The organism is Bradyrhizobium genomosp. III (genome assembly GCF_000261705.1).
Taxonomy (GTDB): domain Bacteria; phylum Pseudomonadota; class Alphaproteobacteria; order Rhizobiales; family Xanthobacteraceae; genus Bradyrhizobium; species Bradyrhizobium ottawaense.
This window is the reverse complement of sequence record NZ_AJQF01000077.1, coordinates 23,879-49,266: the sequence shown is the minus strand read 5'-3', so window position 1 is coordinate 49,266 and position 25,388 is coordinate 23,879. Positions and strand designations below refer to the sequence as shown.

Here is a 25,388-nt window from a genome sequence, read left to right as displayed (position 1 = left end):
AGCGAGGTCGAGATCGTCTGGTTCCAGCTGTTGGCCCGGACGCTGTTTGCCAGCGGCAAGTCGCCCACGTTGGTGAGCTCGGTCTGGGTCTTTGCGCTGTAGAAGGCCGAACGATATTCAGTCTTCATGAACCAGCCGGGCGAGTTGATGCCGAAGAAGTTCAGGCTGTTCTCTACACCACCACCGACGAACCAGCCGTGACGATCGTAGCCATTAAGATGGACACCAGCGTCAGCACCAGCCAAAGTCATGAAGTTGGTGCGGCCGAAGTGAGCGCCAGAGTAGCCGCCGTTGACGTAGGTGAGGACATTCGGAGCGGCCAACCAGCCGAGGCGGACACCCGCAGCCCAAGAGGTTTCCAGCTTCTGGGTACCAGTGATGTCGAAGATCGGGTCCTGGATGGTAGCACGGATGCTGCCGAACTGCGCATCGCCGAACACGCCCGCAACCCAGGTGCCGTTGAACTGCCAGTCGTAACCAGCACCGACAGTGCCGAACCAGCCAGAACCACCCTGGCGCTGATCGATCGTGAGCGGAATGCCAGTTGCAGTATCGCGGATATGCTGGTCAGCATTGGAGAGGCCGCCGCCACCACCGCCGAAGACGTAGAAGCCGGTCCAATTGGCGACAGGCGCAGCCATGGGAGCCTTCGCATAGGGACGGGCGGCAAGGTCAGCAGCCGAGGCCGAACCGGTCATGGCAGCAACCGCAGCCAGAGCAATCAAAATATTCTTCATTTTCGTGGTCCCCAGTCAAAGCGGTCATGTCTGATAGGGCTAATCTAGACTAGTCGGTTGGAAATGCTGTAGCTCGGCGGCCACAGTGACGGACAAACCCTCCCGCGATGCTTGCAAGCAATAGCGCAAATATAGCCGATTTGGTCCGCGACAATCCGGCCGCTATATCCGCTTATCTCACTGAAAGCTTTGCAGAAAATGACGCATCAAAGGCGCAGAAGGCGCTGAGTGCGGTAATGAAAGCCCAAAATGTACAAATCTTGGCGCGGGACGCTGGCTTACGGCGAGACGCCCTCTACAGGACGTTTGGCGGCCGAATCGACCCCCAGCTCAGCCGGATTCTCAAACTCCTCGACGCCATGAACGTAAGGCTCAGTGTTGTGCCCGGGCCGGATGGCTCCGACACTGTTGCGGGGCGCCTAAGTGAAGCTTTCGCTCGCGCAGACCCTGCGGACGCCATCTTGGGATTGAGTGAGGTGGTCAAATCTCAGAACGTGAGCGCCCTAGCCCTTAAACTCAAAATCATGCGGACCACGGTGTACAAGACGTTCGGTGGAACTGTCGATCCGACACTAAGCCGAGTCCTCAACCTCTTCGCAGCTCTGCAAGTGACATCGAAGTTTGTGACCATTGAGCCCAAGGCCACGCCCCCACGCCCAAAGCTCGGCCGACCTAAGAAAACCCGGGAGGGCAACGGTGGCTAAGAAAAAGCGAACGCCTGATAGCTTGGCCGGCTTGTGAGGCAAGACTCCACCGGACGGCTAATCAGCATCTGTCGCAGCGCGACAGAAGGCCGGTATCTGCCAGCAGACTTTGGCCAAGAAGCTCGGACGGCTGCAATCGTGCATCGCCAAGTACGACGGGCGAACGGCGGATCGACGTCGTGGAATTTATCGCCCAAGCTCTAGGCGTGGATCCCGTGAAGCTATTGTGGGGATTGCTGTCGGCAAAAACGCCTGAGTCGACGCTCAAGCAGCCTTCTCGCCCGGCCGGTCAGCATTTGGCGCGCGCTGAGAAGCTTTGCGCAGCAAGGGAAGCGGCGCGGCCGATTTCCAGAACGAAGCCAAGTGCCCCGCGTCAATCTTCCTTGAGACTGAGCGAGCGAACCGCTCGCCCCTGTTCCGCCAAAGCGGCTCGCTCATAGCGCTCCAGCCCTTGAAGCCGTTTTAGCTCTGCCGGAGTTGGCCGACCAACAGTGCGGCCATCATCGCCTGCCGCAAACTGCGGAGCCGCAGCAGCGCGAGCTTGGACCGCGCCAGCGCCATCGCCGCATCGGGCGTGACCGGATGCCCGAGCCCCCTAGCAATCGCGACGGCAAGATTCTCGATCTCGGCAGCATCGCCGATAGCACTCCGCGCCAACCCATGGCGCAAAGCATTTTGGCTCGACCTTGCCTTGCCGGGCGCCGTTTTCGGCCCCGTGCTGCGTTTCGCATTGCTGCGATTGGCTTCGATTTGTCGAATGGACGCCATGTCCGGGGCCCTCGGCCGATGCTGATCGTGGCGGCCGAAAGCTTGCTCCAATGCATTGACCCCGTGCGATGCCCATCATCTGAAATTCGCTCAAGCCCGGGCGCTCGGCCGCAAGGTCAGCGATGAGTTCACCGTCCCGCTGTGCCGCGCCCATCACGAGGAGCTGCATCAGCATGGCAACGAACGGGCGTGGTGGGCGAACCTGCAGATCGCGCCGCTGCCGGTGGCGCAGGAGTTGTGGGCGGCAAGCCCCGTCCACGATCCCGCCAACCTCGCCCTGAGCGCCGCGTAGCTTGCGGCAAACCTGGATTCGGAGGCCGCCGGATGAACGGTCTGTTCCAAATCGGGCGCGAGCTCACCGTCACCGCGCTGCTGGTCGAGTTTGAGTCCTTGGCGCCGTCGCCCCTGCTGTTGCCGGGCGAACAGCTCGAACACTACCAGGCGCTCCAGCAGGCGATCTTTGCCGACCTTGCGCCGCGGTCCGCCATCGAGTGGCTGCTCGCCATCGACGTCGCCGAGCTGTCCTGGGACATCCAGCGCTACCGCATGTTGCGGCATAAATTGCTCGAGACCTATCGCCAAAAGGCGGTTGAGGCGGCGCTGCGGCGCATCGACATGGTCGGAATTGATCCCGAGTTCGAAGCGGAGGCCGAGACCTACACGCTACAAAATGCCCTGAGCTGGCGGTGTGACCCCGTCGCTGCGTCCGAGATCGACGCGCGGCTTGCGACTTATGGCTTCGACCAACACGCCATCACCACCGAAGTCTACGTGCAGGCGCGCGAGGTCCTGGTCATGTTCGAGGGGCTGCTCAACGCCGCACAAACCAAGCGCATGCTGCTCCTTCGCGAGATCAGGAATCAGCGTTTCCTCAATGGACCGCTGCGCCAACCGCGCGTCTGAGGGGAGACCGAGCCAGAGCGCCAGCGCGACCGAGACCCGTGCAGAAGCCGGCGGCCCTGGCAAGCGGCGCATTGCATCTCTATCAACCGGGCCGGCATGATGCGGCTGCGTTGCTCGGCCGAATGGTCGCGACCGAGCGCCAGAATCGAACCAACCCTTCGCAGGCGCAATACGAAGGCGACACTTTTCCAAGCGATCCTTCTTGAAGAGCCGAGTCCTGAGGAGTTCTATGCCGCGGTAACCTGCGTCGGACGAAGGTGAAAATGAGTAATGCGCTCATCGTCCACAAAGCCCATCTGCCCAAGTCGCTCCTCGGCGTACGGGCAGCTCAATATCTCCGCATGTCGACCGACCGGCAACAATACTCGATTCAAAATCAGGCCGCCGTCATCGCGGCGTACGCGCACGCCCATAACTTCACGCTTGTCCGCACTTACAAGGACGAGGGCGAGAGCGGGTTACTGATCAAGAACAGGACTGGCCTGCTTCAATTGCTGGAGGATGTCGAGAGCAACCAAGTCGATTTTGGCCATCTCCTGGTCTACGACGTCAGCCGATGGGGACGCTTCCAGGACGTTGACGAAAGCGCGCATTACGAGTTCGTTTGCAGACGCGCTGGCATCAAGGTTGCCTATTGTGCTGAGCAATTCGAAAACGACGGCAGCATGCTTGCGAGCATCGTCAAGAACATCAAGCGGGTGATGGCGGCCGAGTACAGCCGCGAGCTTTCGGCGAAAGTCTACGCCGGTCAATGTCGGTTTGCGCGGCTCGCCTACAAGCCATGCGGTCGCGCCGGCTACGCTCTGGTGCGAGAGCTCGTCGATGAAAAGATGCAAACCAGACGTGTGATGAGGAAGGGGGAGCGAAAGTACATCCTCACTGACCACATTCGCATAAGACCCGGTGCCCCGAAGGAAATCGCGGTCGTGAAGTGGATATTCGACAAATTCTTGGAGGTCAGATCCGAGACGGTCATCGCTTGGGAGCTCAACCGGAAAGCGCTCGCCTCGAGCACTGGCTTGCCATGGACCCGCGCTGCGGTCGGCATTGTTCTTAGAAATGAGAGCTATATCGGAAACCTCGTCTTCAACCGAAAGTCTCAAAAGCTACGGCAGGCGGCAGTGAGGAATCCGCCTGAACAATGGATCAGAACCGAGGGCTGCATCGAACCCATCATCGATCGCGAGGTCTTTTTCAGAGTCAAGAAGATCATCGAGGAACGCCGCGTTGATCTCTCCGAGCAGCTGTTGCTTGTCCGGCTGCGCCGAACCCTACTCAAAGAAGGCCGTTTGACCCCGGCCATCATCGATCGAACACCGGGATTGCCCTGCTCGGCGACCTGTCAAATACACTTTGGCAGTTTTCGAAACCTCTATCGATTGCTTGGTTACACACCGAAGCGGAATTACGAATATCTCGACGCTCGTCCTGCCTGGTCCGAGTTGAGGTCAAAGCTTGTCCAACAGGTCGCCGCCGCGATTAGGGCGGCAGGCGGGCGCATTGGTTCGGGCGGCTGGAGCGATTGCCTGCGGGTGGACGGGACCGCCTGTCTCTCCGTTAGGGCGGCCCGCTGGACCCCTGGTCGAAAGCCAAGCCATGCCCCCCACTGGAGCATTCAGCGCGAGACGTGCCTCCCTGACGGCTGGATTGCCGCTATCCGGCTAGGCGAGCACAACACAACCGTACTCGATTACGTATTGTTGCCGACCGACGGCAAAGTAAGGCGCACGATCCGCTTTTCCGAATCATCGCGAGCGCGGCGGGGAATTGCGAGCTTCAAGACGATCGATGGCCTCGTTCACGCCATCACCCGACGACTAACAAAGCCGGATCCAGCCTCCCGCGCCACGCAGAGGCCAAGGAGCAAGCGGCCGAAAGCACCTCATCTCAAAACCAGCAACATCCACCGACGACGTCGACGTCCGGCAAACCGCTTTTAAGAACTTGTGCCGACGCTCAGGGTCAGCTTTGATGCTCGCATTTAGGATATGCCTACAATGAGTGTCCAATATGAGTGTTAAGTCGATTGTCGCGAAAATCCTAAGGGACGAACTCACCTCTTTGGGCATCCGGTCGCTGACTGTCCAGGAGTCGGAGAGGATCGCTGCTCGCATCTTCGAGCGGATCACTGAGCTCGAATTGGAGCTTGCCGCTCGTGATTTCGCCGCCGTAGGCCCAGATCGCGACTAGCCTCTTCTCGAGGTGCTGCTTCGACGAGCGGCCACGCAAGTATTGGGCGCCACCGAGCCGGCCCGACCTCCGTCGGCAAGTTGCAGAGCGCGGATCGCGTCAGGCTCGAAAGGGCGGGTGGTACCGACCGGGCTGCTGCCGGGTCAGCAATCTCAGCTTCGGCTGCTGTAAACCACAACGCCGTCGTCGCCGGCCGCAGACCGTGCATGGATGAGCAAAAAACGGGCAAGCCCCCCGTTTAACACTGGCAAGCCGCCGTGCTAGGGACAGCAGGCGACCACCACGCGGTCGCAATCTCAGTTAACTCCCGCCGGCTCCCAAGTCGGCGGGTTTTTCTATGAATCTTAAGACCGATGAGACGCCGATCCGGACTGGCGGGACATTAATATGGCTTTAACACCCGTTGTGCAGCGGCGCCGGCTCATATAGATAAGGCCTTCAGCGTCAGTTGCGTTTGAGAGTCATGATTACGTACAAACAGTACCACATTGATCGATTTGAGCACGGCCAGCGGGGCTGGGTTGCCCGCATCACGCGGGCGGATGGCCAGAACATCCGCACCATCCTGCCGGCTTCTGAACATCCCTACCTTGATACGAAGCCCACCGCTTCCGCAGAGGAAGCCGAGAAGCTCGCCAAGGAAGGCATCGACTTCGGCGGGGTGGTTTAACGGGCCCCTCATCAGCACGTCTGCACCTTGCAGCGATCTCGCCGCAGTCAAATCGCTCGCGTGGTCGTGAGGTGCATCGCCCTTTGATTGAGAGAGCGCGGATTGTGAATCATGCACCGCCAACGGCCAATTGTTTTCCAGCCGATCACCTGCGGCTTATAGCGAGATACCCCGCTTCCCCAGCCACGCCAGCGCGGCGGAGCAAACGGCTGAAAGCAGAGCGGTCCAAAACCAGGACCGTCCACGGGCGGCACTGATCGAACGCAGATATAAGAAAGCTCCAAGAAGCTTCCCGTAGTTCCTTCGGAATTCTCCGTTAAGCTTGGCTAGTTCCGGCAGATCGGACAAAGCCTTGCATTCGTCGGCCATTGGCTGGGCTCCATTAGCGGCTGGACCAGCACCTCATAAACCACTGTTTTGCCCGACAGAGCAAGCGAAATTTCGGTTTTTTCGATGCACGCCGTTTGGCGACCACTGACCCTCGTAGGCCGGTTGTCTAGCGATATGCCGACGTAAGTCACAGGGGCGCCTACCTCAGACTGGAATCCGGCCAGCGAGGAACTTCATCCGCGGGCCGGGATCGACGGAGATGCTGCCGCGCCATAGCGTAGAGCATAAAAAGGCCGATGGTGATGGCGACGGCCAGCAGTGGGAAAATGTAGTTCATGCACGCTCCAAGGCTTTGAAAATATTATTAGCAGCAGAATGCGAGCTGTCCAAATTGGACGAGATTTCCCGGGTTGCCCGCGCATTTTGAGTCCGCCTCGACGCTCCCGACCCGCTTGTGATCTCATACCTCGTGCCGCTACAAGCGTTTGAGCCCAAGTCGACAGCAATCTCATTTCCTTCGTTCAGCGCCCTCGACCCCGACCAGGATCAGACCTAGCCCGAGGAGTTCGCGGGATTTTCTTGACTCCTGAGTTAAGTCAGATCTTGAAGTGCAGCTTCCAAATTCGCGCCCTTGAGCTCCCGGGCAAAAGCTGCATCGAGCCCAGTAAAACCAGGACCAACGGTTTAGACCATGCCGATAAGCGTTGCGGCTTGCTATTGCTTTCCCAGCGAGCCGGTACTGTTCGCTGCATTTGCGCGATTGGCTTCGATTTGTCGCTTTGGCGCCAACTTTCTCCCGGATTTCAGCAGCTTGCGATCGATCCGTCGATTGCGAAATAACGGCATCAATCTTTCGTTCCCGAACCTCTGCGGTGCGGCAGTATTTGAGGCGGGGGACCGGGGGACCACTCCGTTAACAGCCGGCCGATAAACGAATGGAGGTTTGACCCATCAAATAGGTAGGCCGCGATGCCAGCCGCTTGCGCCGCATCAAGATCACTCTGCTTGTCGCCGATCATGAAGCTAGCATCGATATCAACTGGGTACCGCTCAAGCAGGGCTCTGATCATCCCCGGCTGCGGCTTACGACAGTTGCAGAGGAGACGGTAACGCTCAATGAGGCCATCGGGGTGATGTGGACAAAATTCGAACGCATCGATATGCGCGCCAAAGCTTTCAAGCTCACGCGACATCCATTCGTGCAAATTGCGAACATGCCGCTCCTCGTAAAATCCCCTCGCAACTCCTGATTGGTTCGTCACGACGAATGCGAGATAACCGGCATCATTGACCGCTTTGACGGCCTCTTGGGCTCCGTCAACCCATCGGATCTTGTCCGGGTCAAAAGCATAGCCGTCGTCCTCATTGAGGACGCCATCACGATCAAAAAACACTGCCGGACGCTTCAAAGCTCAGTGGTCCAAGTTGTAGGAGATATCCTCCGATCTTCTGACAATGACTACTTCATTTCAATATGTCGCAACGGTCCGACCGGTGCTCTTTATACACCTTAACAGCTGCTCTTTGCTGCTCATGCGAAAATTGGGTGAGTTTTGTCACTTTGGAACTAAGCAGCCTGGTCGTCCTTTGCCCAAAGCGCGTGAAAGCAAGGAGCCATTCTCTCCCGTTAAATCGAGCAACAATGCTGCTGCAGAAAGAACTGGCCTTCATCGGTGATTGGAGCGGTACTGAGTCGACAGGGCGCCTACGTCGATCATTGCGCCGGTATCCCGCCTCGCGGACGCGGGCTTTAGGCATTCGGCCGCGGCCCTAACAATACATGTGGTGACAGCCGCCCGCAGCTCGGTGCTCTCCCGGTGGCGGCATATGGGGCGAGAACAAGATCCACGCTGATCCGCTCTATCAGCCCTCCTGCTCACGACCGAAAAGCAGTTCTGGCGCTCTGTCCAGAGCGGCGAGCCGCCCATCCTCTCCAATTCGAGACGACCTGTCCGCGCCCGGAAGCTGTCAAGGTCGCGATATGTCGACCTTTAACCAGCGGCGACCTAGGTGGTGACGCGAGAGTCCCATAGCGGACACGAGGCTGCCAAGGCCGATCTGAAAAAGCTGATGCCGGAGGATGCACGTCGACAAGGTCGGCCTCGCCTTCCCCAAAGAGCCCGCCGCGGAAACGAAGCAAGGATACCTCGCCTTTATTCGGACCCAGGGTTGCCTTTACCAGAAGACCCCCGCTGATGCACATCACTTGAAGTTCGCTCAACCACGGCCCCTGGGACGACCTGATGGAGCAATATGCAGATCTCGCCTCTTCTGATCGTTGGGGTGCGAGTCCCGTCCATCCAACGAACGGAGCGGCCAGTTGGGGCACAGTCGTCGCATCCCTATGACGCGAGGTCAATGAATGGTTTGTCAGCCTCTATCGCAGTAGCCGAACGTCTTGCCTCCTCAGTTTGAGGCGCCATGTCCACCGCCGCATTTTCTGCCCAGAGAGCACCAACCACGCCGAACTCGCATGGCAGATGCAACACTATCGAGTACTGCGTCATAAGCCCCTGAATACCTACGGCCAAAAGGCTATTGAGATGACCCATCCCCGCTTCGATCTTGCGGGCACGCCCACCTCCAGGATGTGGCTGAAATCTACACCATCCATAACGCGATGGATTGGCAACTAGATGCGTCTGCTGCGATCGATCTTGAAGCCCGTCTTCGACCGTATGGCTTCGATCATCATGGGATTAGCATGGAAGTCCACGTTCAGGCGCGCGAAACTCGTTCGTTATTCGAAGCGCTCCTAAAACGGCACACAGTTTCGACGCCTAATGCTGCTGAGAGAGATGAACAATCTTCGCCGAAACTGCAAACCTCTGCTCGTAACTGAGATGAGTCGGAGGGGAGTAAAGCTGGCCCCTCGGGTGCTATTCCAGGTCGCAATACAACGTGCCTGGCTCTTCGTGTTGGAACCCGCTTTTGCTCCTCATCGGGACGCCCTTGTCCTTAGTTGATGCGGGATCATCTTGTTGAATAAGAGATGACCACGAATTATTTGAGTTGTGAGAATGTGTCTCAACGCGCAGATGCGTCGCACGACACGGCAGAATCTGTAGCAGTCAGCATTTGCCAACGAGGATGGAACATGATGCCCGATAGAGTGCTCGTAACCGGAGCGAACGGTTTTATCGGTCGTCATGTTACACCCACTTTGGAGCGCGAAGGATGGTCGGTCCGGCGTGCTGTCCTTCACTCCGAGGGCATAGACAATGAAGTTGTGATCGAATCCATCGGACCCAACACCGATTGGTCAGCCGCACTCGAAGGTATCGATTGCGTTGTGCATCTCGCCGCCCGTGTACATCACAAGTACGAGGAGCATGCGGTCCAACTTTACCACGATGTCAACACTGCAGGCACGTTGCACCTGGCGCGCCGTGCTGCGATGGCGGGAGTGCACCACTTCATCTTCGTCAGCACAGTTCTTGTGCATGGCCGCAGCAATGATGGCCGTGCGCCTTTTAGCGAGGTTGATCTCCCCACACCGCAAGGGCTCTACGGCAAGTCCAAGGCGGCGGCGGAAGCTGGGCTAAGGGCGCTGGCGCGCGAAAGCGCCATGAAGATATCGGTGATCAGGCCGCCGCTCGTCTATGGTGCGGGTGCGAAGGGTAATTTTGCGCTGCTCACGCGAGCCGTTAATTTGGGTCTGCCATTGCCCTTTGCAGCGATCCAAAATCGTCGGGCCTTCCTCGCAGTGCAAAATCTCTCGTCCTTCATCTTTTATCGGCTGGCACATCCGGATCGTGAGGGCAACTTCGATATCTTTCTCATTGCCGATCACGAGCAGGTCTCGACTCCCGAATTCATTGAGCGCCTAGCAATGGCGTCCAACAAGAAACCACGGCTGCTTAGCGTACCGCCGAAGCTACTTTGCAGACTATTTGACCTGATCGGTCAGCAGGGTATCCAGGACAGCTTGATCGGGTCGCTTCAGCTCGATACCTCCAAAGCGATCGCCACGGGATGGCGACCGCAAGTTCCGCTCGACGAGGGTCTGCGGCTCGCCTTGCAAACCCAACGCTCATAGATGCCGCGCAGCGCGGCAATCAAACCAATCTAAGTTGGCCCAATATCTCCTCCGGGTGATGACAATCTTAAACTGCGGGATGCATGCTTACCGGTTCCACTATTGGGCCATGAGCTGATAAGGTTCGCGGGTTAACAGGGCTTTGTAACAACTTCCCTGGAGAAACAACGTGCGTTTCGCTCACCATGGAACGTAGAAGGCGACAAAACCGACGGTTGCAACTAGCAACGCTATCCAGAGCAAAGCCCTGATGGATGCCCAAACGCTTCCTGCCTGGCTTCTTAGATCTTTCGCATTTCGCCGGGACACTAGACCATTCACTCCATTCCCTCACTAAGCTAGCTGCTTGCTGCGACTGCTAGAGCATGCGGGCAGTCCCTTCGGTGTCAAGGTGTGGGATGTAGTTTCTCGATGATTGCGTTCTGTTCAACTCTGTCGAGGCTCCGCGCTTGTTCCAGGCCGATCATCTGCATACGTCGAACTATTATGTGCCCGGTTCGATGTGACTAGGCCGAAGCGCTGATGAGTTCGGTTGTGATTTGGACCTGCTAGCGATTCACCGCGAAATAGTTGCGAGCAACTCCAGGCATGCAACTGACTCGATCAACGACTACAAGCTGGTGGAGTATGTCAACGAATATTCCTGGTAGACTTGCCGTAACCCGTGTTCGAGCGGCGTCTTGGCGCGCCAGCCGAGCTCGGCGAGCCGGCTAATGTCGAGTAGCTTGCGCGGTGTGCCATCGGGTCGCGAGGTGTCAAACCTAATCTCGCCTTGATAGCCCACGACCGCCGCCACAACGCGCGCGAACTCAGCTATCGTGATGTCTTCACCAGAGCCGATATTGATCAAGTTTGATCCGGAATAGACTCTAATGAGATGTACACAGGCATCCGCCATGTCATCTACATGGAGGAATTCGCGCCTCGGCTTGCCAGTTCCCCAAACTGCTACGCATTCTGCGTGCGCGAGTTTTGCTTCGTGAAAGCGGCGGATCAGCGCGGCGACCACATGGCTGAGTTCAGGATGATAATTATCACCGGGGCCGTACAGATTGGTCGGCATCACGCTGATGAAGTCGCTGTTGTACTGTCTGCGATAGGCCTCCACCATCTTGATTCCTGCGAGCTTGGCGATCGCATAAGGTTCGTTGGTTGGCTCCAGCGGACCTGTGAGAATGGAGTCCTCGCGCAGCGGCTGTGGCGCTAGCTTCGGATAGATGCAGGACGACCCAAGAAACATAAGCTTCTCAATGCCGTTCATATGGGCAGCATGGATTACGTTGGCCGCGATCGCGATATTCTCGTAAATGAACTCGGCACGCAGCGTATTGTTGGCGACGATACCGCCGACCTTTGCCGCGGCTAGGAAAACTACCTGCGGTCGTGTCTTGGCGAACCAGTCGAATACGGCGGCCTGGTTGCAGAGATCGACCTCGCACCGATCTGCCGTGACGAGTTCGACGTCCTCCCGCGCCAGCCGACGCACGAGGGCGCTGCCAACCATCCCGCGGTGGCCGGCGACGAAGACCTTCTTACCCTTCAGCTCAAAAGCTGCGCTTACCATTGCCTGCGTCTCGTTTCGCCTCGGCGAGATCACTCGTCATCATCTCTTCGACTAGTTGGGCAAAGCTCCGCTTCGGTTTCCAGCCGAGCACATGGCGCGCCTTGCTGGCATCGCCGACGAGAAGATCCACCTCGGTGGGCCGGAAATAGGTTGGATCGACTTTCACGACAGTCTTGCCGCTAATAGTATCCACGCCGATTTCCTCGACGCCCGCACCGCGCCATTCGATGCGTCGGCCGACTTTGGCAAATGCAAGCTCGACCAACTCTCGTACCGAATGCATTTCGCCAGTGGCGAGCACAAAATCATCAGGCTTGTCAGTTTGGAGGATCATGTGCATGCCCTCGACATAGTCCCTAGCGTGCCCCCAGTCGCGCTTTGCTTCGAGATTGCCTAGATAAAGCGCGTCCTCTAGCCCGATCTCAATGCGAGCGACGCCACGAGTTATTTTGCGGGTAACGAACGTCTCGCCGCGAATTGGGCTCTCATGGTTGAACAGAATGCCGTTGGACGCGAACATGCCATAGGCTTCTCGGTAATTCACCGTGATCCAGTAACCATAGAGCTTGGCGACGCCGTAAGGAGACCGCGGATAGAACGGCGTCGTCTCCTTCTGCGGGATCTCCTGTACGAGACCATAGAGCTCGGAGGTCGAGGCTTGGTAGAATCGTGTGTCCTTCTCCATACCAAGGATACGGATCGCTTCCAGCAAACGCAGCACGCCAACTGCGTCCGCGTTGGCGGTGTATTCGGGACTCTCGAAGCTGACGCCGACGTGACTTTGAGCTGCAAGGTTATAGATCTCCGTCGGTCGGATCTGCTGCACCAGACGGATCAGATTAGTCGAGTCCGTCATGTCGCCGTAATGCATCAGGAATGGTACGTCGCCGACATGCGGATCCTGGTAGAGATGATCGACGCGTGCAGTGTTGAATGAGGACGAGCGCCGCTTGATTCCGTGGACGATATAGCCAAGCGACAGCAAATGCTCGGCGAGATAGGCGCCGTCCTGACCCGTCACGCCGGTGATGAGAGCGACACGTTGAGTCATGACCGACCTTGTTCCCACAGGTTCGAATTGATGGATCAGGGGGCCAAACGAAGCGCATTTCCCCGTGCCTCTTCTTTGGCCATATCATCCAGCGCCGTCAACCCCGGCAAACGGCCTGCAAACTGGGCTGCCGGAAGCGCGGGGACGGATTTGACCTGGAACACAATCGTGGTACTGAGCGCTCAGGCGGTTGGCCGCCGCGACGATTTCGCCCCCTAACAAAGATACAAGCTTCGAGCCTAAATGCCCCGCGACAGAGAGAGCCCAGCGATTGTCCAACCGCTGCGCCCGGCTGTCTTCTCCGATCACGCCAGCATTCCAACTGTTGACACCGACTATTTGTGCGAGGTCGAAAATTCGACTGGACCGAAGCGCGATTGAGGCCGTCAAAGAGACCAACGAAGCCGGCTATTTTGCATTTGTGATTACCCACAGTCGAGCATAGCGATGGGTTTCCATGAGAAGACCGACATACATCGGCTGCACGATTGGATGGCGGGTGAACCAGAGGCGCAGGGTGCACGCATCGGTGCTTTCGAATATGGTCCGTCTCATCCCTACGGATGCATCGAGCGGTACCTGCGTGTCAGTGAACGCCGCATGGCGCAGCCTGGCATGACCATCGACCTTCTGAACAAATTTCCAGGCGACGCGAGCGGAGGGCCCTCGACCTTCGAAGCTGCGCATGCAGCAGGTCTTCCAGGCCGCGACGGAATTCTGCGGGATTTCATCCTGCCGCTGCTGCGGAATGGATAGCGGCGTGGCAAAAGCTCCTAGCTTCATTCTCGCAACGGAATACTATCCGCCCGACCCGAGCACGACAGCGATCTATCTCGGTGCGATCGCCAATGCGATCGCACTCGACATGCACACGGTTGTCCTGTCGGGGACATACGGCTCTGCAAAGCAGAACTCCGGCAGCGACACGCCCGATGTGGTCGAGATCGCAAATTGGAGACCTCCCAAACAGGCTCTCGTCAGGCGCCTCATCGCGAGTTCCGCGTTAGCGATACGTTTGTTCTGGGGCGTCTATAGACGCGCAACGCCGGGTGACGTTGTGATGTCGGTCACCAGCCCCTTTACACTACCCTACGCGATTACACTTGCAGCAAGGCTTCGGGGCGCTAGGACGGCACTCCTGATCTACGATCTCTACCCGGAGGCTCTGATGGCTGCCGGCCTGGCGCGCCCGACATCGCTCGTCACACGCCTCTTGCGTATGGCCAATGGCTGGCTGTTTAGATCCTTGGACGCAATCTTCGTCATAGGCCGTGACGTCCCTCCGCTGCTGCTGCGTTATCAACACGTGCTTGCAGATACCATCCATTTCGTGCCCAACTGGACATTGCTGCCGATCGGGTTCCGTGAGCCTAATGACGCCAGCGATTTCAGGAACCCCTTCTCGGCTTCGTTTATCGTCGGGCTCTGCGGAAATCTCGGTTTCACGCATGCGCCTCGCACCGTGTTTGAAGCCGCACGGCTTCTCCAGCATGAGAGGCACATACACTTCGTCCTGTCCGGCTGGGGCATGGGCTGGAACGAACTGAAAGCCCTTCACGCCTCGGAAAATCTGAAAAACGTAACCTTGCTGGATCCGGTGCCCGAGGAACAGCTTGCTGAATTCCTTGCGATGGCCGACGTCTGGATCATCCCTTACCGGCGAAATGTCGCCGGGGTCTCGATCCCAAGCCGGCTCTACAATCTCCTCGCCGTCGGGCGGGCCGTCATCGTTGGAACGGAACCGAATTCGGAAGCCGGGCTTGCCGTTGCTGAGGAGGACATTGGTTGGGTCGTCCCCCCGGAGGATCCGATCAATTTGGCGCAGGCGATCTCGGCTGCCGCATCTGATCGTGCGGAGACGCTCGAGCGCGGCCGCAAGGCGGCCGTCGTTGCGCTGAAGTACAGCCAGCAATCATCAACTCAGCGCTACCGTGACATCGTGCAGCGCTTGCGCGAGAGCAACGACTAGAAGTTCTTGATCAGCCTGATGACCTCTTCCTGTTGCTCGCGCGTGATTTCCGCAAACATTGGCAGCGAAAGAATCTTGTTCTGATCGTCAAAGGCCATCGGAAACTGTTCAGGCTTGTGTCCAAGTCGCGAATAGGCAGGAAGCAATGGCAGGGCCGTCGGGTAGTTGATCGCCGTCTGCACCCCATTCTCGGCCAGATACGCCGCGAGAGCGTCGCGCTTCCGGTGCTTGATCGTATAGAGATGATAAACATGAGTGCGGCCGGGCGCTACGCGAGGCACCTCCACGCCTTCGAGTTGATTAAGGCCGGCATCATAGACTGCCGCAGCATCCTGGCGCGCCTTGGTCCAGGCCTGCAAATGCCTGAGCTTTGCCGACAGGATCGCCGCTTGCATTCCGTCGAGCCGGCTATTGATGCCTTCGATCAGATGCTTGTGCTTCACAAGGCCACCATGGCGAGCCAGCATGGTCATGTGCTCGGCGAGCGCAGCGTCACCAGTCACGACCGCACCGGCATCGCCGAAAGCGCCCAGATTCTTGCCGGGATAGAATGAATAGGTCGCGGCCACCCCGAACGTCCCGACCGGCTGATCCTTGTACTGCGCCAAATGCGCCTGGGCGCAGTCCTCGATGACCCAGAGGCCGTGTTTGCGCGCGATGACCATGATCGCCTCCATGTCGGCCGGCTGGCCGAAAAGGTGCACCGGGATGATGCCGACGGTCCTCGGAGTGATCGCCGCTTCGATCGCCGCAGGATCGATCGTGAACGTCTCGCCATCGGTGTCGCAGAACACGACCTGCGCGCCGGCATGAGTGATCATCGCGGACGTCGATATCCAGGAATGCGCCGTCGTGATGACCTCGTCGCCCGGCTTGACCTTCAGCGCCGCCATCGCGAGGTAGAGCGCGTCGGTGCCGTTCGCACAGGACACACAGTGCTCGACACTCGCGGCGGTCGCGAACTCTCGTTCGAAGGCATCGACATAAGGCCCCCGAATGAAGGCGCTGTCGCGGACGACCGCCGCGATCGCGTCATCGATCTCATCCTTGATTGACTGATATTGGAGCCCGAGATCCGCGTAAGGTACCGGCATGATTGCTATTCCCTAGGTCTTGCTCTTGAGGCGGCGGGCAGGATTTCCGGCGTAACTGCCGGACTCGGTAATGTCTTTTGTGACCACTGAGCCGGCTCCAATCACGACGTCGTCCACAATTGATACCGGCATGATGGTGGCGTTCGAGCCGATCGAAACCCGATTGCCGATTTTCGTCGAGCGCCACAATTCCCGACGTCCGCGCGCTGGCCCGCCGGTCGCAAACGTGTCGTTGATGAACATAACGCCGTGCCCGACGAAGCAATCTTCCCCAATCGATACCAATTCGCAGATGAACGCATGCGATTGCACTCGCGTGCGAGCGCCGACAACGACGCCGGCCTGGATTTCGGTGAAGGGGCCGATGAAACAATCATCGGCGATCTCGCAGCCATAGAGATTGCAAGGTTCGACCATTTTGACGCGCTGACCGAATTTGACATCGCGCACGCCGACCTGGTGAACTTGCGGCTGGCCGCTCACGAGAGCACTCCGAGCTTGCTCCGCCGCGGCTCGAAGCGAAGCGCTACTTCCTGCCCAGTCTCGATCGACTCGTAGAGAGCAGATATCAGCTCAAGGCTCTTGCGGCCTTGCAGACCGTCGACCAGTGCGGCGCGCTGATTCAACAAGCAATCAACGACGTGCTGGTAATAGGCATGGTGGCCGAAGCCGTAGACGTTGGGCGGATTGACCGAGAATTTCTCGATTACGACCTGATCGCTCGGCAGCGGATCGACGAAATTCCAGTGCCTGATCTGATTGACCGCGAAGCCCGCGATCTCGACCGTTCCCTTCTCACCCAGGATCGAGAGCGAGCCTTCGAGATCCTTTGGACGAACCGCCGTGGTCGCCTCGATGATGCCGAGCGCGCCGTTCCGGAATTTCAGCGTCGCCACCGCCGTATCTTCGGTCTCGACCTTCACGAGCGCGGTGGTTGCCCGGGCGTGGACGCTCACCACGTCGCCGAAGAACCATTCCAGCATGTCGATGTGATGACTAGCTTGGTTCGTCAGCACACCGCCGTCATAGGCCCAGGTGCCGCGCCAGGCGTCCTGATCGTAATAGGACTGGTCTCGGGACCAGCGCACCCGCACGGTGCCGAGGACAAGCCGCCCGAATCTTCCGGCGTCCAGCGCCTCGCGCGCCTTGACGACCGGAACGTTGAAACGATTCTGCTTCACCACGAACAGCTTCACGCCAGCCTCATCGCAGGAGCGGATCATGTCGTCGGCATCCTGAAGCCGAAGCGCCATCGGCTTTTCGACCACGACGTGCTTGCCCGCCCGCGCGCAGGCGATCGCGTGCTCCGGGTGCATGCCGCTCGGCGTCAGAACCGCGACGGCGTCCATGTCGGAACGCGCGAGAAATTCGTTCAGATCGTCATGGGCCGGGACCGAGAACTTCGTGGCGACGGCATCCGCGCGTGCCTTGACCTTGTCGCAGACCGCCACGAGGCGCGCGCCTTCGATTTGACCACTCCCCAACAACTCCGAGTGACGCTTCGAGATACGTCCGCAACCGAGCAGGCCAAATCTGATCATTCAGGTCATCCTCACGATCGGCACTGCCGCACGAAATATTCGTCCTGACCGCGCGCTGAAGTAAAAGCCTATATTCGAAAATTCCGTTATCAATCAAGCCAATAATGCACCTGCTCTGAATTGCCGGCTGTGCAAAACGAGCTCCGGAAGACCTCAGGCCGCCACCGCCGGCGGGGTCGCGAAGGCGCCAAGTGCCTAACCGCGCTTCCTAACCGGAGCCGGAACTCCAGGTCGGCGGCCGACCACAGATCGGCTCGGCTATCTGTGGCCACGCCGCACCTTCCATGATACGGAGCACGCGATACTCTGCAGGACGCAACCCCACCGATGAAAAGCACCGACGTTTCAGCGCCGTCGCTGTCGGATGTCCGATACCGACTGACCATCCTGATCGTGTGCCACGTCGCGGCTTGCTGGGTTTCCCTGATTTTCGTGGGTGAATACTATCGGCGCCTTCTGCCCCTGGCGGAGAGCAGCCTACCTCGCGCGCTAACCGCGGCAGCCGTGGCCGCGCCATTTGCCGTGTTTTCGGTTCTGTTCGTAAGGCAGCGCTTCAGCTTCGGGTATGCACTCGGCTTTTATCTCTTCACGCTGATCCTGAGCTATCTTTGGCTGATCGAGTTCTCGACATTTCACTACGATCATCGCACAGCCGCAATTTCAGCCTTTGTGTCCGGGGCCGCATTTCTCATTCCCGCGCTGCTCCTCGATCGCCCGGCTTTTCCCTGGCGATTGAAATTAACGGCCCGGCAATTCGACACTCTTCTATGGGGCATTCTAGCGATATCGACCGTTGTTCTCGCGATCGGGGCGACCTTCAACCGGCAGCTGGTCAATCCGCTTGATATCTACCAGTATCGTGAGCAAATCACGCTTCCTAGGCCCCTTCTGTACGCCATCGGCATCGTTTGCGGAGCCCTGTTGCCGTTTGCCTATGCCAGCTTCTATGAGACGAAGCGGTACGCATATGCAGCGATCTGCCTGCTGGTTCTTGGGCTGTTTTATCCGATCACGCTGACGAAACTCGCGCTGCTCGCGCCGGGCTGGCTGCTGTTTCTCACGCTCCTGTCGATCTATTTCGAGTCGCGAACCGCGACCGTTCTCTCGCTTCTCCTGCCGGTGTCCGCGGGATTGATTTTGGTGCTGGCGCACAAGCTTAGGCTGCTGGCAGAGTACCCTTTCCTAATTTATTTCGGCACCGTCAATTTTCGTATGATCGGAATGCCCGCGAGCGCCCTCGACTTTTACAACGATTTTTTCTCAACCCACGAGCTGACGCGCTTTTGCCAGATCGGCGTGATCAAGATGCTCATATCATGCCCGTACACGGATCAGCTTTCCATCTACATGCAGGATAGCTATCGCCTGGGTTTCTTCAACGCCTCGCTGTTTGCGACGGAGGGTATCGCGTCGGTCGGCACCCTCCTCGCGCCTGTCGCGGCTCTCGTATGTGGGCTGGTGATCAGCCTCGCGAACCGCGCTTCCGCCGAACTCCCAGAACGTTTCGTGCTGGTGTCAGGCGGATTGCAGCTCCATATTTTCCTGAACGTGCCCTTCACCATCGCGCTCGTGACCAATGGCGCAGCAGTCCTTTTTCTACTCTGGTACATTGCACCGCGCGCTGTACTGCAAAATGCCGGGCCGACATCCTCTCAGGGCCACGACGACGATGACAATTTCTGATCAGTTCAACACGTCGCAGGCACCCTTACTTGCACTTCTTGCGATTCACACGGTCGCCTGCTGTGTCTCGCTCGCGGTAGTCTTGCAGCTGTACGGCTATCTCCACCTCTTCAGCTGGAACGTCTCTCACATCGGCCATGCAGTGCTTCTCGCACTTCCTGTTGTCGCTGTGGGATGCATGATGGCCTTCGCAAGATTCAGCTTTGGCTATCTACTCTCGTTCTACGTTTACACAGCGGTTCTCGGTTACGTTTGCCTCACTCCTTTTTCGAAGTTGGAATACGATCACAGCCTGCCTGTCTTTTCGGCGATCATCTCTGCCGCAGCATTTCTGGTCCCCACCCTCTTTCTCAGATGGCCGATCAAGCCGAGACACACGATCTCTGTAAAAACTCTGCGTCTCCTCATCGCTGCGATTGCCGCCGTAACCCTGGCGATCGTCGCCACTGGCGTCTTCTACAATTTCAAACTGGTGGGGTTTACCGACATCTATCAATTCCGGGACGAATTGAGATTTCCGCCCCTCCTTCAATACGCCATGGGAATTGCGTTAGGAGCGCTGCTCCCGTTCGCCTTTGCCTGCTGCATCGAAATGCGGGCCCGCACCGCCGCGGTAGCGATACTGCTCCTCTTCGTAGCCCTTTATCCGGTGACGCTGACCAAGACAGCCCTGTTTGCACCGGCTTGGCTCGGTCTCCTGTGGTTCATCTCCACCCGCCTCGAGCCAAGAGTTGCAGTCATCGTGTCACTGCTCGGTCCGATAGCGCTGGGAGTCGTCCTGGCAATACTGTCCGAGTACGGACCGGTTCCGCGGTCGATTTACCTGAACTACTTCGGAACGATCAATTTCCGAATGATCGCCTATCCATCGATCGCACTCGACGTCTACAACGACTTCTTCTCGCGACATGACCTCACGCACTTCTGTCAGATCTCGGTGATCAAGCGTCTGGTCACCTGCCCATACAGCGAGCAACTCTCTCTGGTCATTGCGAAGAGTTACCCGGCGGGTAATCTCAATGCATCTTTTCTCGCGACCGAAGGGGTCGCATCAGTCGGCAGCATTCTGGCACCGGCGAGCGCGCTTCTCGCCGGACTCATTCTCTCGATTGGGAATCACCTCTCGGAGGGCCTGCCGCCCCGGTTCATCATCCTGTCGAGCGCGATGGTGACGCAGATATTCCTCAACGTACCGCTTTCCGTCTTGATGATAACGAACGGCGCCGCCATCTTGTTTTTGCTCTGGTATGTTCTGCCGCGACACGCTTTCGCGGATCTGCAGCACCGATCAACGTCGTGAGGACTGGAGTTCGATGCGCACGCTCGTCCTGAACGCCGACTATCCGCGGTTCCTCGCGTGGCTATATGGTCGTCACCCCGGACTGGATACGGCCAGTTACGCCGAACAGATGGCCGCGCGAAACGCGAGCCTGTTCGGCGTCGCGGATTTCTATTCGCGCAATTTCACGGCATTGGGCCACCAGGCCGCCGACGTCCACGTCAACAATCTGTCCCTGCAATCGGCCTGGGCGCGAGAGCACGGAATGACGCTCGGCACGGACGCCGGTCTTGGCGCCAGCAGGAAGCAGCGGCTACCTGGCTGGCTCCAGCGTACCATCGCGCCGCTGAAGCCGGCGCTGCGGCCGTGGGCCCGACGGCTCGGCCTCAGCCCGCGGCTGAGCGAGCAGGCCGAACGCGTCGTGCTCGCGCAGATCGAGGATTTCAAGCCGGAGCTCATCCTCAACCAGGACGTCTTCTACGTCAGCACCGGACTGGTGCGACGCATGAGGGATCTGGGCGTGCGCGTCGTGATCGGACAGGTCGGCATCGAGCCGACCAAGGGAGAGGACTGGAACGCGTACGACCTGATGCTCTCGCAGCTGCCCAGGGTTGTCGGGTCGTTTCGGGCGGCCGGCGTTCGCGCGGAGGTCTGCCACCTTGCCTTCGAGCCGGCCGTCCTGGATGCGCTGTCTTTGGCGCCCACTCCTGACATCGATGTCTCCTTCGTCGGTTCGGTATCGGAGGATCACCGGGACCGGATCGCGCTTTTGGAATTCGTCGCAGAGCGCCACGACCTCAAGCTATGGGGCAACATTCCGAACTCGCTCCCCGTGACTTCTCCGCTTCGCCGATGCTTTCAGGGCGAAGTATGGGGTTCCGAAATGTACGATGTGCTGCGACGATCGCGGATCAGCCTGAATTCCCACATCGACATGGCCGGCGAGGAGGCCGGCAACATGCGGCTGTTCGAAGCCACCGGCGTCGGCTCTTTTCTGCTGACCGACTTCAAGCGAAATCTGCACACTCTCTTCAAACCGGAGCGGGACGTGGCGGTTTGGCGGTCGCGTGAGGAATGTTCCGCGGCCATCGAGCGTTACCTCGGGGACAACGAGAAGCGCATGGAGATTGCCGCGAACGGGCAGAAGCAGACGCTGGCGAAGCACACGTTCCGCGGGCGCGTCGAGGAAATTCTCCGCTTCATTCAGTAAACGCGGTAAAATCCGAAAAGCGGGCATTACTCTTGACGATTTCGGGGAAAATGGCCAAAGTCGCCGGCACAAACGCTAACGCGTTGTAATATAATCGTATTCTGGAAAAACGGCAGATGGAACACGTCGAACACGTCCGATTCGGCGACCAGCTCTATGCAATCATCGTGCGCGCTTCGTTTCGCGAGGCGGGCATCCATTTCTTCTCGACGCCCGAACTGTCGCAGCAGCTCGCGTTCATGAGCCATCCAGAGGGTAAGAGCATCGCGCCGCATCGCCACAACAAGGTGACGCGCGAGGTGCATTACACGCAGGAAGTCCTGCTGATCCAGAGGGGCAAGCTCCAGGTCGACTTCTACACCGTGAGCGAAGACTATCTCGAGAGCCGCGTTCTGTGTGCTGGCGACATCATTCTCTTGTGCAGCGGCGCACATGGTTTTCATGTGCTCGAGCCCGTCGAGATGTTCGAGGTCAAGCAGGGCCCCTATTCCGGTGAGAACGACAAGACCAGGTTCGACGAAGTCGACGCGTCGCAAATTCGGATCAAGGGCCCGGGCCTGTGACCGGCTTCATCCCCGTCAATACCCCGCTGCTGGACGGCAACGAAGCCGAATATCTGGCTGAATGCGTTCGTACCGGCTGGATCTCGTCGGAAGGCCCGTTCATCAAGCGTTTCGAGCAGGAGATGGCTCGCGTCGCAGGTCGGCGCCATGGCGTTGCCGTGACCAACGGCTCTGTCGCGCTCGACATCGCAGTCCATGCCCTCGGGCTCGAACCCGGCGATGAAGTCATCATCCCGACCTTCACGATCATCAGTTGCGCCGCCGCCGTGGTCCGCGCCGGCCTCGTCCCTGTCGGGGTGGACTGCGATTCTGCGACATGGAACATGACCGTCGAAGGCGTGGAAGCTGCGCTCACGCCGCGCACCCGCGCGATCATGCTGGTCCACATCTACGGCCTGCCGGTCGATCTCGAACCGATCCTAGCGCTCGCCCGCAAGCACAACTTGGAGGTCATCGAGGACGCCGCCGAGATGCACGGCCAGACCTATCGCGGTGCGCCCTGCGGCAGCTTCGGCGCTGTCTCGACCTTCAGCTTTTATCCGAACAAGCACGTCACGACCGGTGAAGGCGGCATGATCCTCACCGACGACGACGCGCTGGCTGACAGGCTGCAAAGCGTGCGCAACCTCTGCTTCCAGCCGCAGCAGCGCTTCATCCACGAAGAGCTCGGCTGGAACGCGCGCATGACCAACCTGCAGGCCGCGCTCGGCGTCGCACAGATCGAACAGCTGCCCCGCACGGTCGAACTCAAGCGCAGGCTCGGCAGGCTGTATGACGAGCATCTCGAGGGCGTGGCTGGTATCCGCCGTCCCGTGGCCCGCACCAATTATGCTGACAACATCTACTGGGTCTACGCCATCGTCCTTGACGACGACGTTCCGTTCGACGGCACGGAGGCGATGCGGCGTCTGGGCGAGAAGGGCATCGGCACGCGGCCGTTCTTCTGGTGCATGCACGAGCAGCCGGTGCTGCGCCGGATGGGCTTCATGCTCGACGAGTCGCACCCGGTCGCCGAACGCATCGCCCGCCGCGGCTTCTATCTGCCGAGCGGGCTGGCGTTGACCGAGGACGAGATCGCCCGGTCAGCGAACGCGCTGAAGGAGATTTTGGCGTGACCGTGTTTGCGGACTATGCCCCCTGGTACGATCTTGTGTACCAGGACAAGGATTACGCGTCCGAAGCGGATTTCGTCGAACGGCGCCTGCGCGGCCACGCTGTGACATCAGGCAAGCTTCTCGATCTTGGCTGCGGCACGGGCCTGCATGCGATCGAATTTGCCCGGCGCGGCTGGAACGTTGCCGGTGTCGATCTCAGCGAGGAAATGGTCGCCAGGGCAAGGACCCGTGCGGCCGATGCCGGGTTGCCCGTTCCCTTCCGCCAGGGCGATGCCTGCGAGATCGGCCCGGAGCGCGACTGCGATGCGGTCGTGTCGCTGTTTCACGTGGCGAGCTACCAGCGCGATCTCGCAAGACTCGAGGCGCTGTTCAGAACGGCCCACGCGGCGCTCAAGCCGGGTGGGGTCTATCTCTTCGACTACTGGTATGGCGGCGCCGTGCTGGCGCAAGGCGTCGAGACCCGGGTCAAGGTGATCGAGCGCAAGCCACTGCGGCTGACCCGCATTGCGCAATCGGACCATGATGAGGCCGACGCCACGGTCTTCGTGAACTACACCTTGTTCTGCGAGGACACCGACCGCTCGATCATCCGTCGCGTCGACGAGACGCACCGCATGCGCTACTGGTTTCCGTTCGAGATCGAAGCGTCCCTCAGGGCCAGCGGATTTGAGCCGGATGGCAACTACGCCTGGCTCACCGAAGACACGCCGAACTCCAAGACCTGGGCCGCCTATTCGATCGCCAGAAAGAGACTGTCGCCGTGAGACCGTTGCGACTGGCGGTGATGCTGGAGCAGGCCCTCGAGGTCGGCGGCGGGTTTCAGCAGCCGCTGAACGACGTCCTCTGGCTTCGCGACTGGGCCGCCAAGTCCAACAATGAGATTGTCGTCTACTCGCCCTATCCGAAAACCCAGGAAATCCTGAAGGAGTTCGGTATCAAGGCACGCCTGCTGAAATTCGGCATGCTCGATTACGCCTTCCTCTTCCTTAAATATTGCAAGCCGTTTGACCTCGTGCAGCTTGGGCTGGAGCTGAAGTCACCCTTCGAGCGCGCTCTGATCCGTGACGGCATCGACGTCGTGCATTTCACGTCGACCTCGAAGCGGCATCTGCTGCTTTATCAGCTTCCCTTCATCATCACGATCTTTGATGGCTGCCATCGTGACGCTCCAGAATTCCCGGAAGTGCGCGCTTTCGGAGAGTTCGAGCGACGCGAAATCCTGTTCGGCCTCGGCAGCATGAAGGCGGTGCTTGTGCTGGTCAATGCACCGGAACTGGTCGAGGATCTCTCGCGGCGCTATGCCGTCGAGAGATCGCGCATGGTCTCGATCCCGTTCTCCCCTTCGATCTATGTCTCATCGGCCGGTAGCACCGACAGCGGCGCCGACGACGCCGTGCTGAAAAAGTATCGGCTCGAACGCGACTATCTGTTCTACCCGGCTCAGTTCTGGCCACACAAGAACCATCTCACGCTGCTGTCGGCTCTTGCGAGGCTTCGCGAGCAGGGCCGGACTGAGCGGCTGGTGCTGTGCGGATCGGATCGTGGCGGCCGCGAAAAGATCGACGCGGCGATCGCCGCCTACGGGCTTGCCGGCCAGGTCACGATACTGGGCTTCGTGGAGTCCTCCGAGCTTGCCGCCCTTTATCGGGGCGCGGCGGCCCTCGTCATGCCCAGCTATTTCGGTCCGACCAACTTGCCCCCGCTCGAGGCGTGGGCCGTAGGAACGCCCGTGATCTATCCCGAGGCGTTCAAGGCACAGGCAGGCGATGCCGCGATCCTGTTCGACTATGACGATCCGGATTCGCTGGCGAACGCGATCATCAGCTTGCGGACCGAAGGAACGTCCTTGCGGCTGCGCAAGGCGGGTGAGCGGCGGCTGCAGCAGCTCGCCAGCGAGACCGAGCTCGGTCAACAGCATTTCGGGCAGCAGATGGACCGCCTCAAGCATCGCCTTGCGCTGATGCCCCGCTGATAACAG

23 protein-coding genes and 1 pseudogene are annotated in these 25,388 nt (G+C 59.1%); 16 read left to right on the top strand and 8 right to left on the bottom strand.

All coding sequences use genetic code 11. The annotated features are described in order from the left end of the window. Positions 1-737 (bottom strand): outer membrane protein (locus IC66_RS0107895; protein ID WP_038947283.1); only part of this gene is annotated, 737 nt, incomplete at its 3' end. Between the two features lie 107 nt (positions 738-844). Here IC66_RS0107895 and IC66_RS0107890 point away from each other — a divergent pair. Beyond that, the gene (locus tag IC66_RS0107890; protein WP_038947282.1) at positions 845-1,441 is read left to right on the top strand and encodes an addiction module antidote protein; all 597 of its coding nucleotides are present in this window, start codon (positions 845-847) and stop codon (positions 1,439-1,441) included. A 462-nt stretch (positions 1,442-1,903) separates the two neighbouring features. Here the strand turns inward: IC66_RS0107890 and IC66_RS48180 are convergent, their stop codons facing one another. Further along, the gene (locus tag IC66_RS48180; RefSeq protein WP_244429092.1) at positions 1,904-2,098 is read right to left on the bottom strand and encodes a hypothetical protein; all 195 of its coding nucleotides are present in this window, start codon (positions 2,096-2,098) and stop codon (positions 1,904-1,906) included. 169 nt (positions 2,099-2,267) lie between these two features. Here IC66_RS48180 and IC66_RS0107875 point away from each other — a divergent pair. The 5 genes and pseudogenes from IC66_RS0107875 to IC66_RS46145 all read left to right on the top strand — a co-directional run. Then, positions 2,268-2,501: pseudogene (locus tag IC66_RS0107875) on the top strand (ERF family protein); the annotation flags it as partial. Between the two features lie 32 nt (positions 2,502-2,533). Continuing rightward, positions 2,534-3,112 carry a hypothetical protein gene (locus IC66_RS0107870; protein ID WP_038947279.1) on the top strand — a complete coding sequence of 193 codons (579 nt, stop codon included), beginning with the start codon at positions 2,534-2,536 and terminating at the stop codon, positions 3,110-3,112. Positions 3,113-3,375: 263 nt separating this feature from the next. Then, entirely contained in the window at positions 3,376-5,052 is a 1,677-nt protein-coding gene (locus IC66_RS0107865) for a recombinase family protein (RefSeq protein WP_049806486.1), read from the top strand. A 713-nt stretch (positions 5,053-5,765) separates the two neighbouring features. After that, positions 5,766-5,972, top strand: coding sequence for a hypothetical protein (locus IC66_RS0107855; protein ID WP_038947276.1), 207 nt, complete (start codon positions 5,766-5,768; stop codon positions 5,970-5,972). 589 nt (positions 5,973-6,561) lie between these two features. Beyond that, positions 6,562-6,729 (top strand): hypothetical protein, encoded by a 168-nt coding sequence (locus IC66_RS46145; protein WP_157158039.1) that lies wholly within the window; start codon positions 6,562-6,564, stop codon positions 6,727-6,729. A 418-nt stretch (positions 6,730-7,147) separates the two neighbouring features. On the opposite strand, the gene IC66_RS0107850 is transcribed toward IC66_RS46145, so the two are convergent. Continuing rightward, a complete protein-coding gene (locus IC66_RS0107850) occupies positions 7,148-7,711 on the bottom strand; it encodes a D-glycero-alpha-D-manno-heptose-1,7-bisphosphate 7-phosphatase (protein ID WP_038947275.1) in 564 nt (187 codons plus the stop codon). Between the two features lie 1,688 nt (positions 7,712-9,399). On the opposite strand from IC66_RS0107850, the gene IC66_RS0107835 reads away from it, so the two are divergent. Next, complete coding sequence (locus IC66_RS0107835; protein WP_370093412.1) at positions 9,400-10,341, top strand: NAD-dependent epimerase/dehydratase family protein; 942 nt, start codon at positions 9,400-9,402, stop codon at positions 10,339-10,341. Positions 10,342-10,951: 610 nt separating this feature from the next. Here the strand turns inward: IC66_RS0107835 and fcl are convergent. Both fcl and gmd read right to left on the bottom strand, forming a co-directional pair. Beyond that, positions 10,952-11,905 (bottom strand): GDP-L-fucose synthase, encoded by a 954-nt coding sequence (gene fcl / locus IC66_RS0107830; RefSeq protein WP_038947272.1) that lies wholly within the window; start codon positions 11,903-11,905, stop codon positions 10,952-10,954. After that, positions 11,886-12,956, bottom strand: coding sequence for a GDP-mannose 4,6-dehydratase (gene gmd / locus IC66_RS0107825; protein ID WP_038947271.1), 1,071 nt, complete (start codon positions 12,954-12,956; stop codon positions 11,886-11,888). The genes fcl and gmd overlap by 20 nt, the downstream gene beginning before the upstream one ends. A 447-nt stretch (positions 12,957-13,403) precedes the next feature. On the opposite strand from gmd, the gene IC66_RS47055 reads away from it, so the two are divergent. Together IC66_RS47055 and IC66_RS0107815 are read left to right on the top strand one after the other, a co-directional pair. Further along, the gene (locus IC66_RS47055; RefSeq protein ID WP_049806485.1) at positions 13,404-13,712 is read left to right on the top strand and encodes a hypothetical protein; all 309 of its coding nucleotides are present in this window, start codon (positions 13,404-13,406) and stop codon (positions 13,710-13,712) included. After that, positions 13,642-14,925, top strand: coding sequence for a glycosyltransferase family 4 protein (locus tag IC66_RS0107815; protein ID WP_083859272.1), 1,284 nt, complete (start codon positions 13,642-13,644; stop codon positions 14,923-14,925). The genes IC66_RS47055 and IC66_RS0107815 overlap by 71 nt, the downstream gene beginning before the upstream one ends. Here IC66_RS0107815 and IC66_RS0107810 read toward each other — a convergent pair. The 3 genes from IC66_RS0107810 to IC66_RS0107800 are packed head-to-tail and all read right to left on the bottom strand — an operon-like array spanning position 14,922 to position 17,560. Next, positions 14,922-16,019 carry a DegT/DnrJ/EryC1/StrS family aminotransferase gene (locus IC66_RS0107810; protein ID WP_038947268.1) on the bottom strand — a complete coding sequence of 366 codons (1,098 nt, stop codon included), beginning with the start codon at positions 16,017-16,019 and terminating at the stop codon, positions 14,922-14,924. The two genes, IC66_RS0107815 and IC66_RS0107810, sit on opposite strands and share 4 nt — an antisense overlap. A gap of 12 nt (positions 16,020-16,031) precedes the next feature. After that, complete coding sequence (locus tag IC66_RS0107805; protein ID WP_038947267.1) at positions 16,032-16,502, bottom strand: acyltransferase; 471 nt, start codon at positions 16,500-16,502, stop codon at positions 16,032-16,034. Next, positions 16,499-17,560, bottom strand: a complete 1,062-nt coding sequence (locus tag IC66_RS0107800) for a Gfo/Idh/MocA family protein (RefSeq protein ID WP_038947266.1) — start codon at positions 17,558-17,560, stop codon at positions 16,499-16,501. Before IC66_RS0107800 ends, IC66_RS0107805 begins: the two co-directional genes overlap by 4 nt. Before the next feature lie 327 nt (positions 17,561-17,887). Between IC66_RS0107800 and IC66_RS0107795 the strand changes: the two genes are divergently transcribed. The 7 genes from IC66_RS0107795 (at position 17,888) to IC66_RS0107765 (ending at position 25,382) form a co-directional block, all read left to right on the top strand. After that, complete coding sequence (locus IC66_RS0107795; protein WP_063712056.1) at positions 17,888-19,243, top strand: hypothetical protein; 1,356 nt, start codon at positions 17,888-17,890, stop codon at positions 19,241-19,243. After that, a complete protein-coding gene (locus IC66_RS0107790) occupies positions 19,230-20,543 on the top strand; it encodes a hypothetical protein (protein WP_038947264.1) in 1,314 nt (437 codons plus the stop codon). Before IC66_RS0107795 ends, IC66_RS0107790 begins: the two co-directional genes overlap by 14 nt. Then, positions 20,491-21,732 carry a CgeB family protein gene (locus tag IC66_RS0107785; RefSeq protein WP_244429090.1) on the top strand — a complete coding sequence of 414 codons (1,242 nt, stop codon included), beginning with the start codon at positions 20,491-20,493 and terminating at the stop codon, positions 21,730-21,732. Before IC66_RS0107790 ends, IC66_RS0107785 begins: the two co-directional genes overlap by 53 nt. A 116-nt stretch (positions 21,733-21,848) precedes the next feature. Beyond that, on the top strand, positions 21,849-22,295 hold the full coding sequence (locus tag IC66_RS0107780; RefSeq protein WP_038947262.1) for a hypothetical protein: 447 nt from the start codon (positions 21,849-21,851) through the stop codon (positions 22,293-22,295). Then, a complete protein-coding gene (locus tag IC66_RS0107775) occupies positions 22,292-23,410 on the top strand; it encodes a DegT/DnrJ/EryC1/StrS family aminotransferase (RefSeq protein WP_038947261.1) in 1,119 nt (372 codons plus the stop codon). The genes IC66_RS0107780 and IC66_RS0107775 overlap by 4 nt, the downstream gene beginning before the upstream one ends. Continuing rightward, positions 23,407-24,174: a class I SAM-dependent DNA methyltransferase gene (locus tag IC66_RS0107770; RefSeq protein WP_038947260.1), complete on the top strand. Its 768-nt coding sequence runs from the start codon at positions 23,407-23,409 to the stop codon at positions 24,172-24,174. The genes IC66_RS0107775 and IC66_RS0107770 overlap by 4 nt, the downstream gene beginning before the upstream one ends. Continuing rightward, entirely contained in the window at positions 24,171-25,382 is a 1,212-nt protein-coding gene (locus tag IC66_RS0107765; protein WP_038947259.1) for a glycosyltransferase family 4 protein, read from the top strand. The genes IC66_RS0107770 and IC66_RS0107765 overlap by 4 nt, the downstream gene beginning before the upstream one ends. The last annotated feature ends 6 nt before the right edge of the window (positions 25,383-25,388 follow it).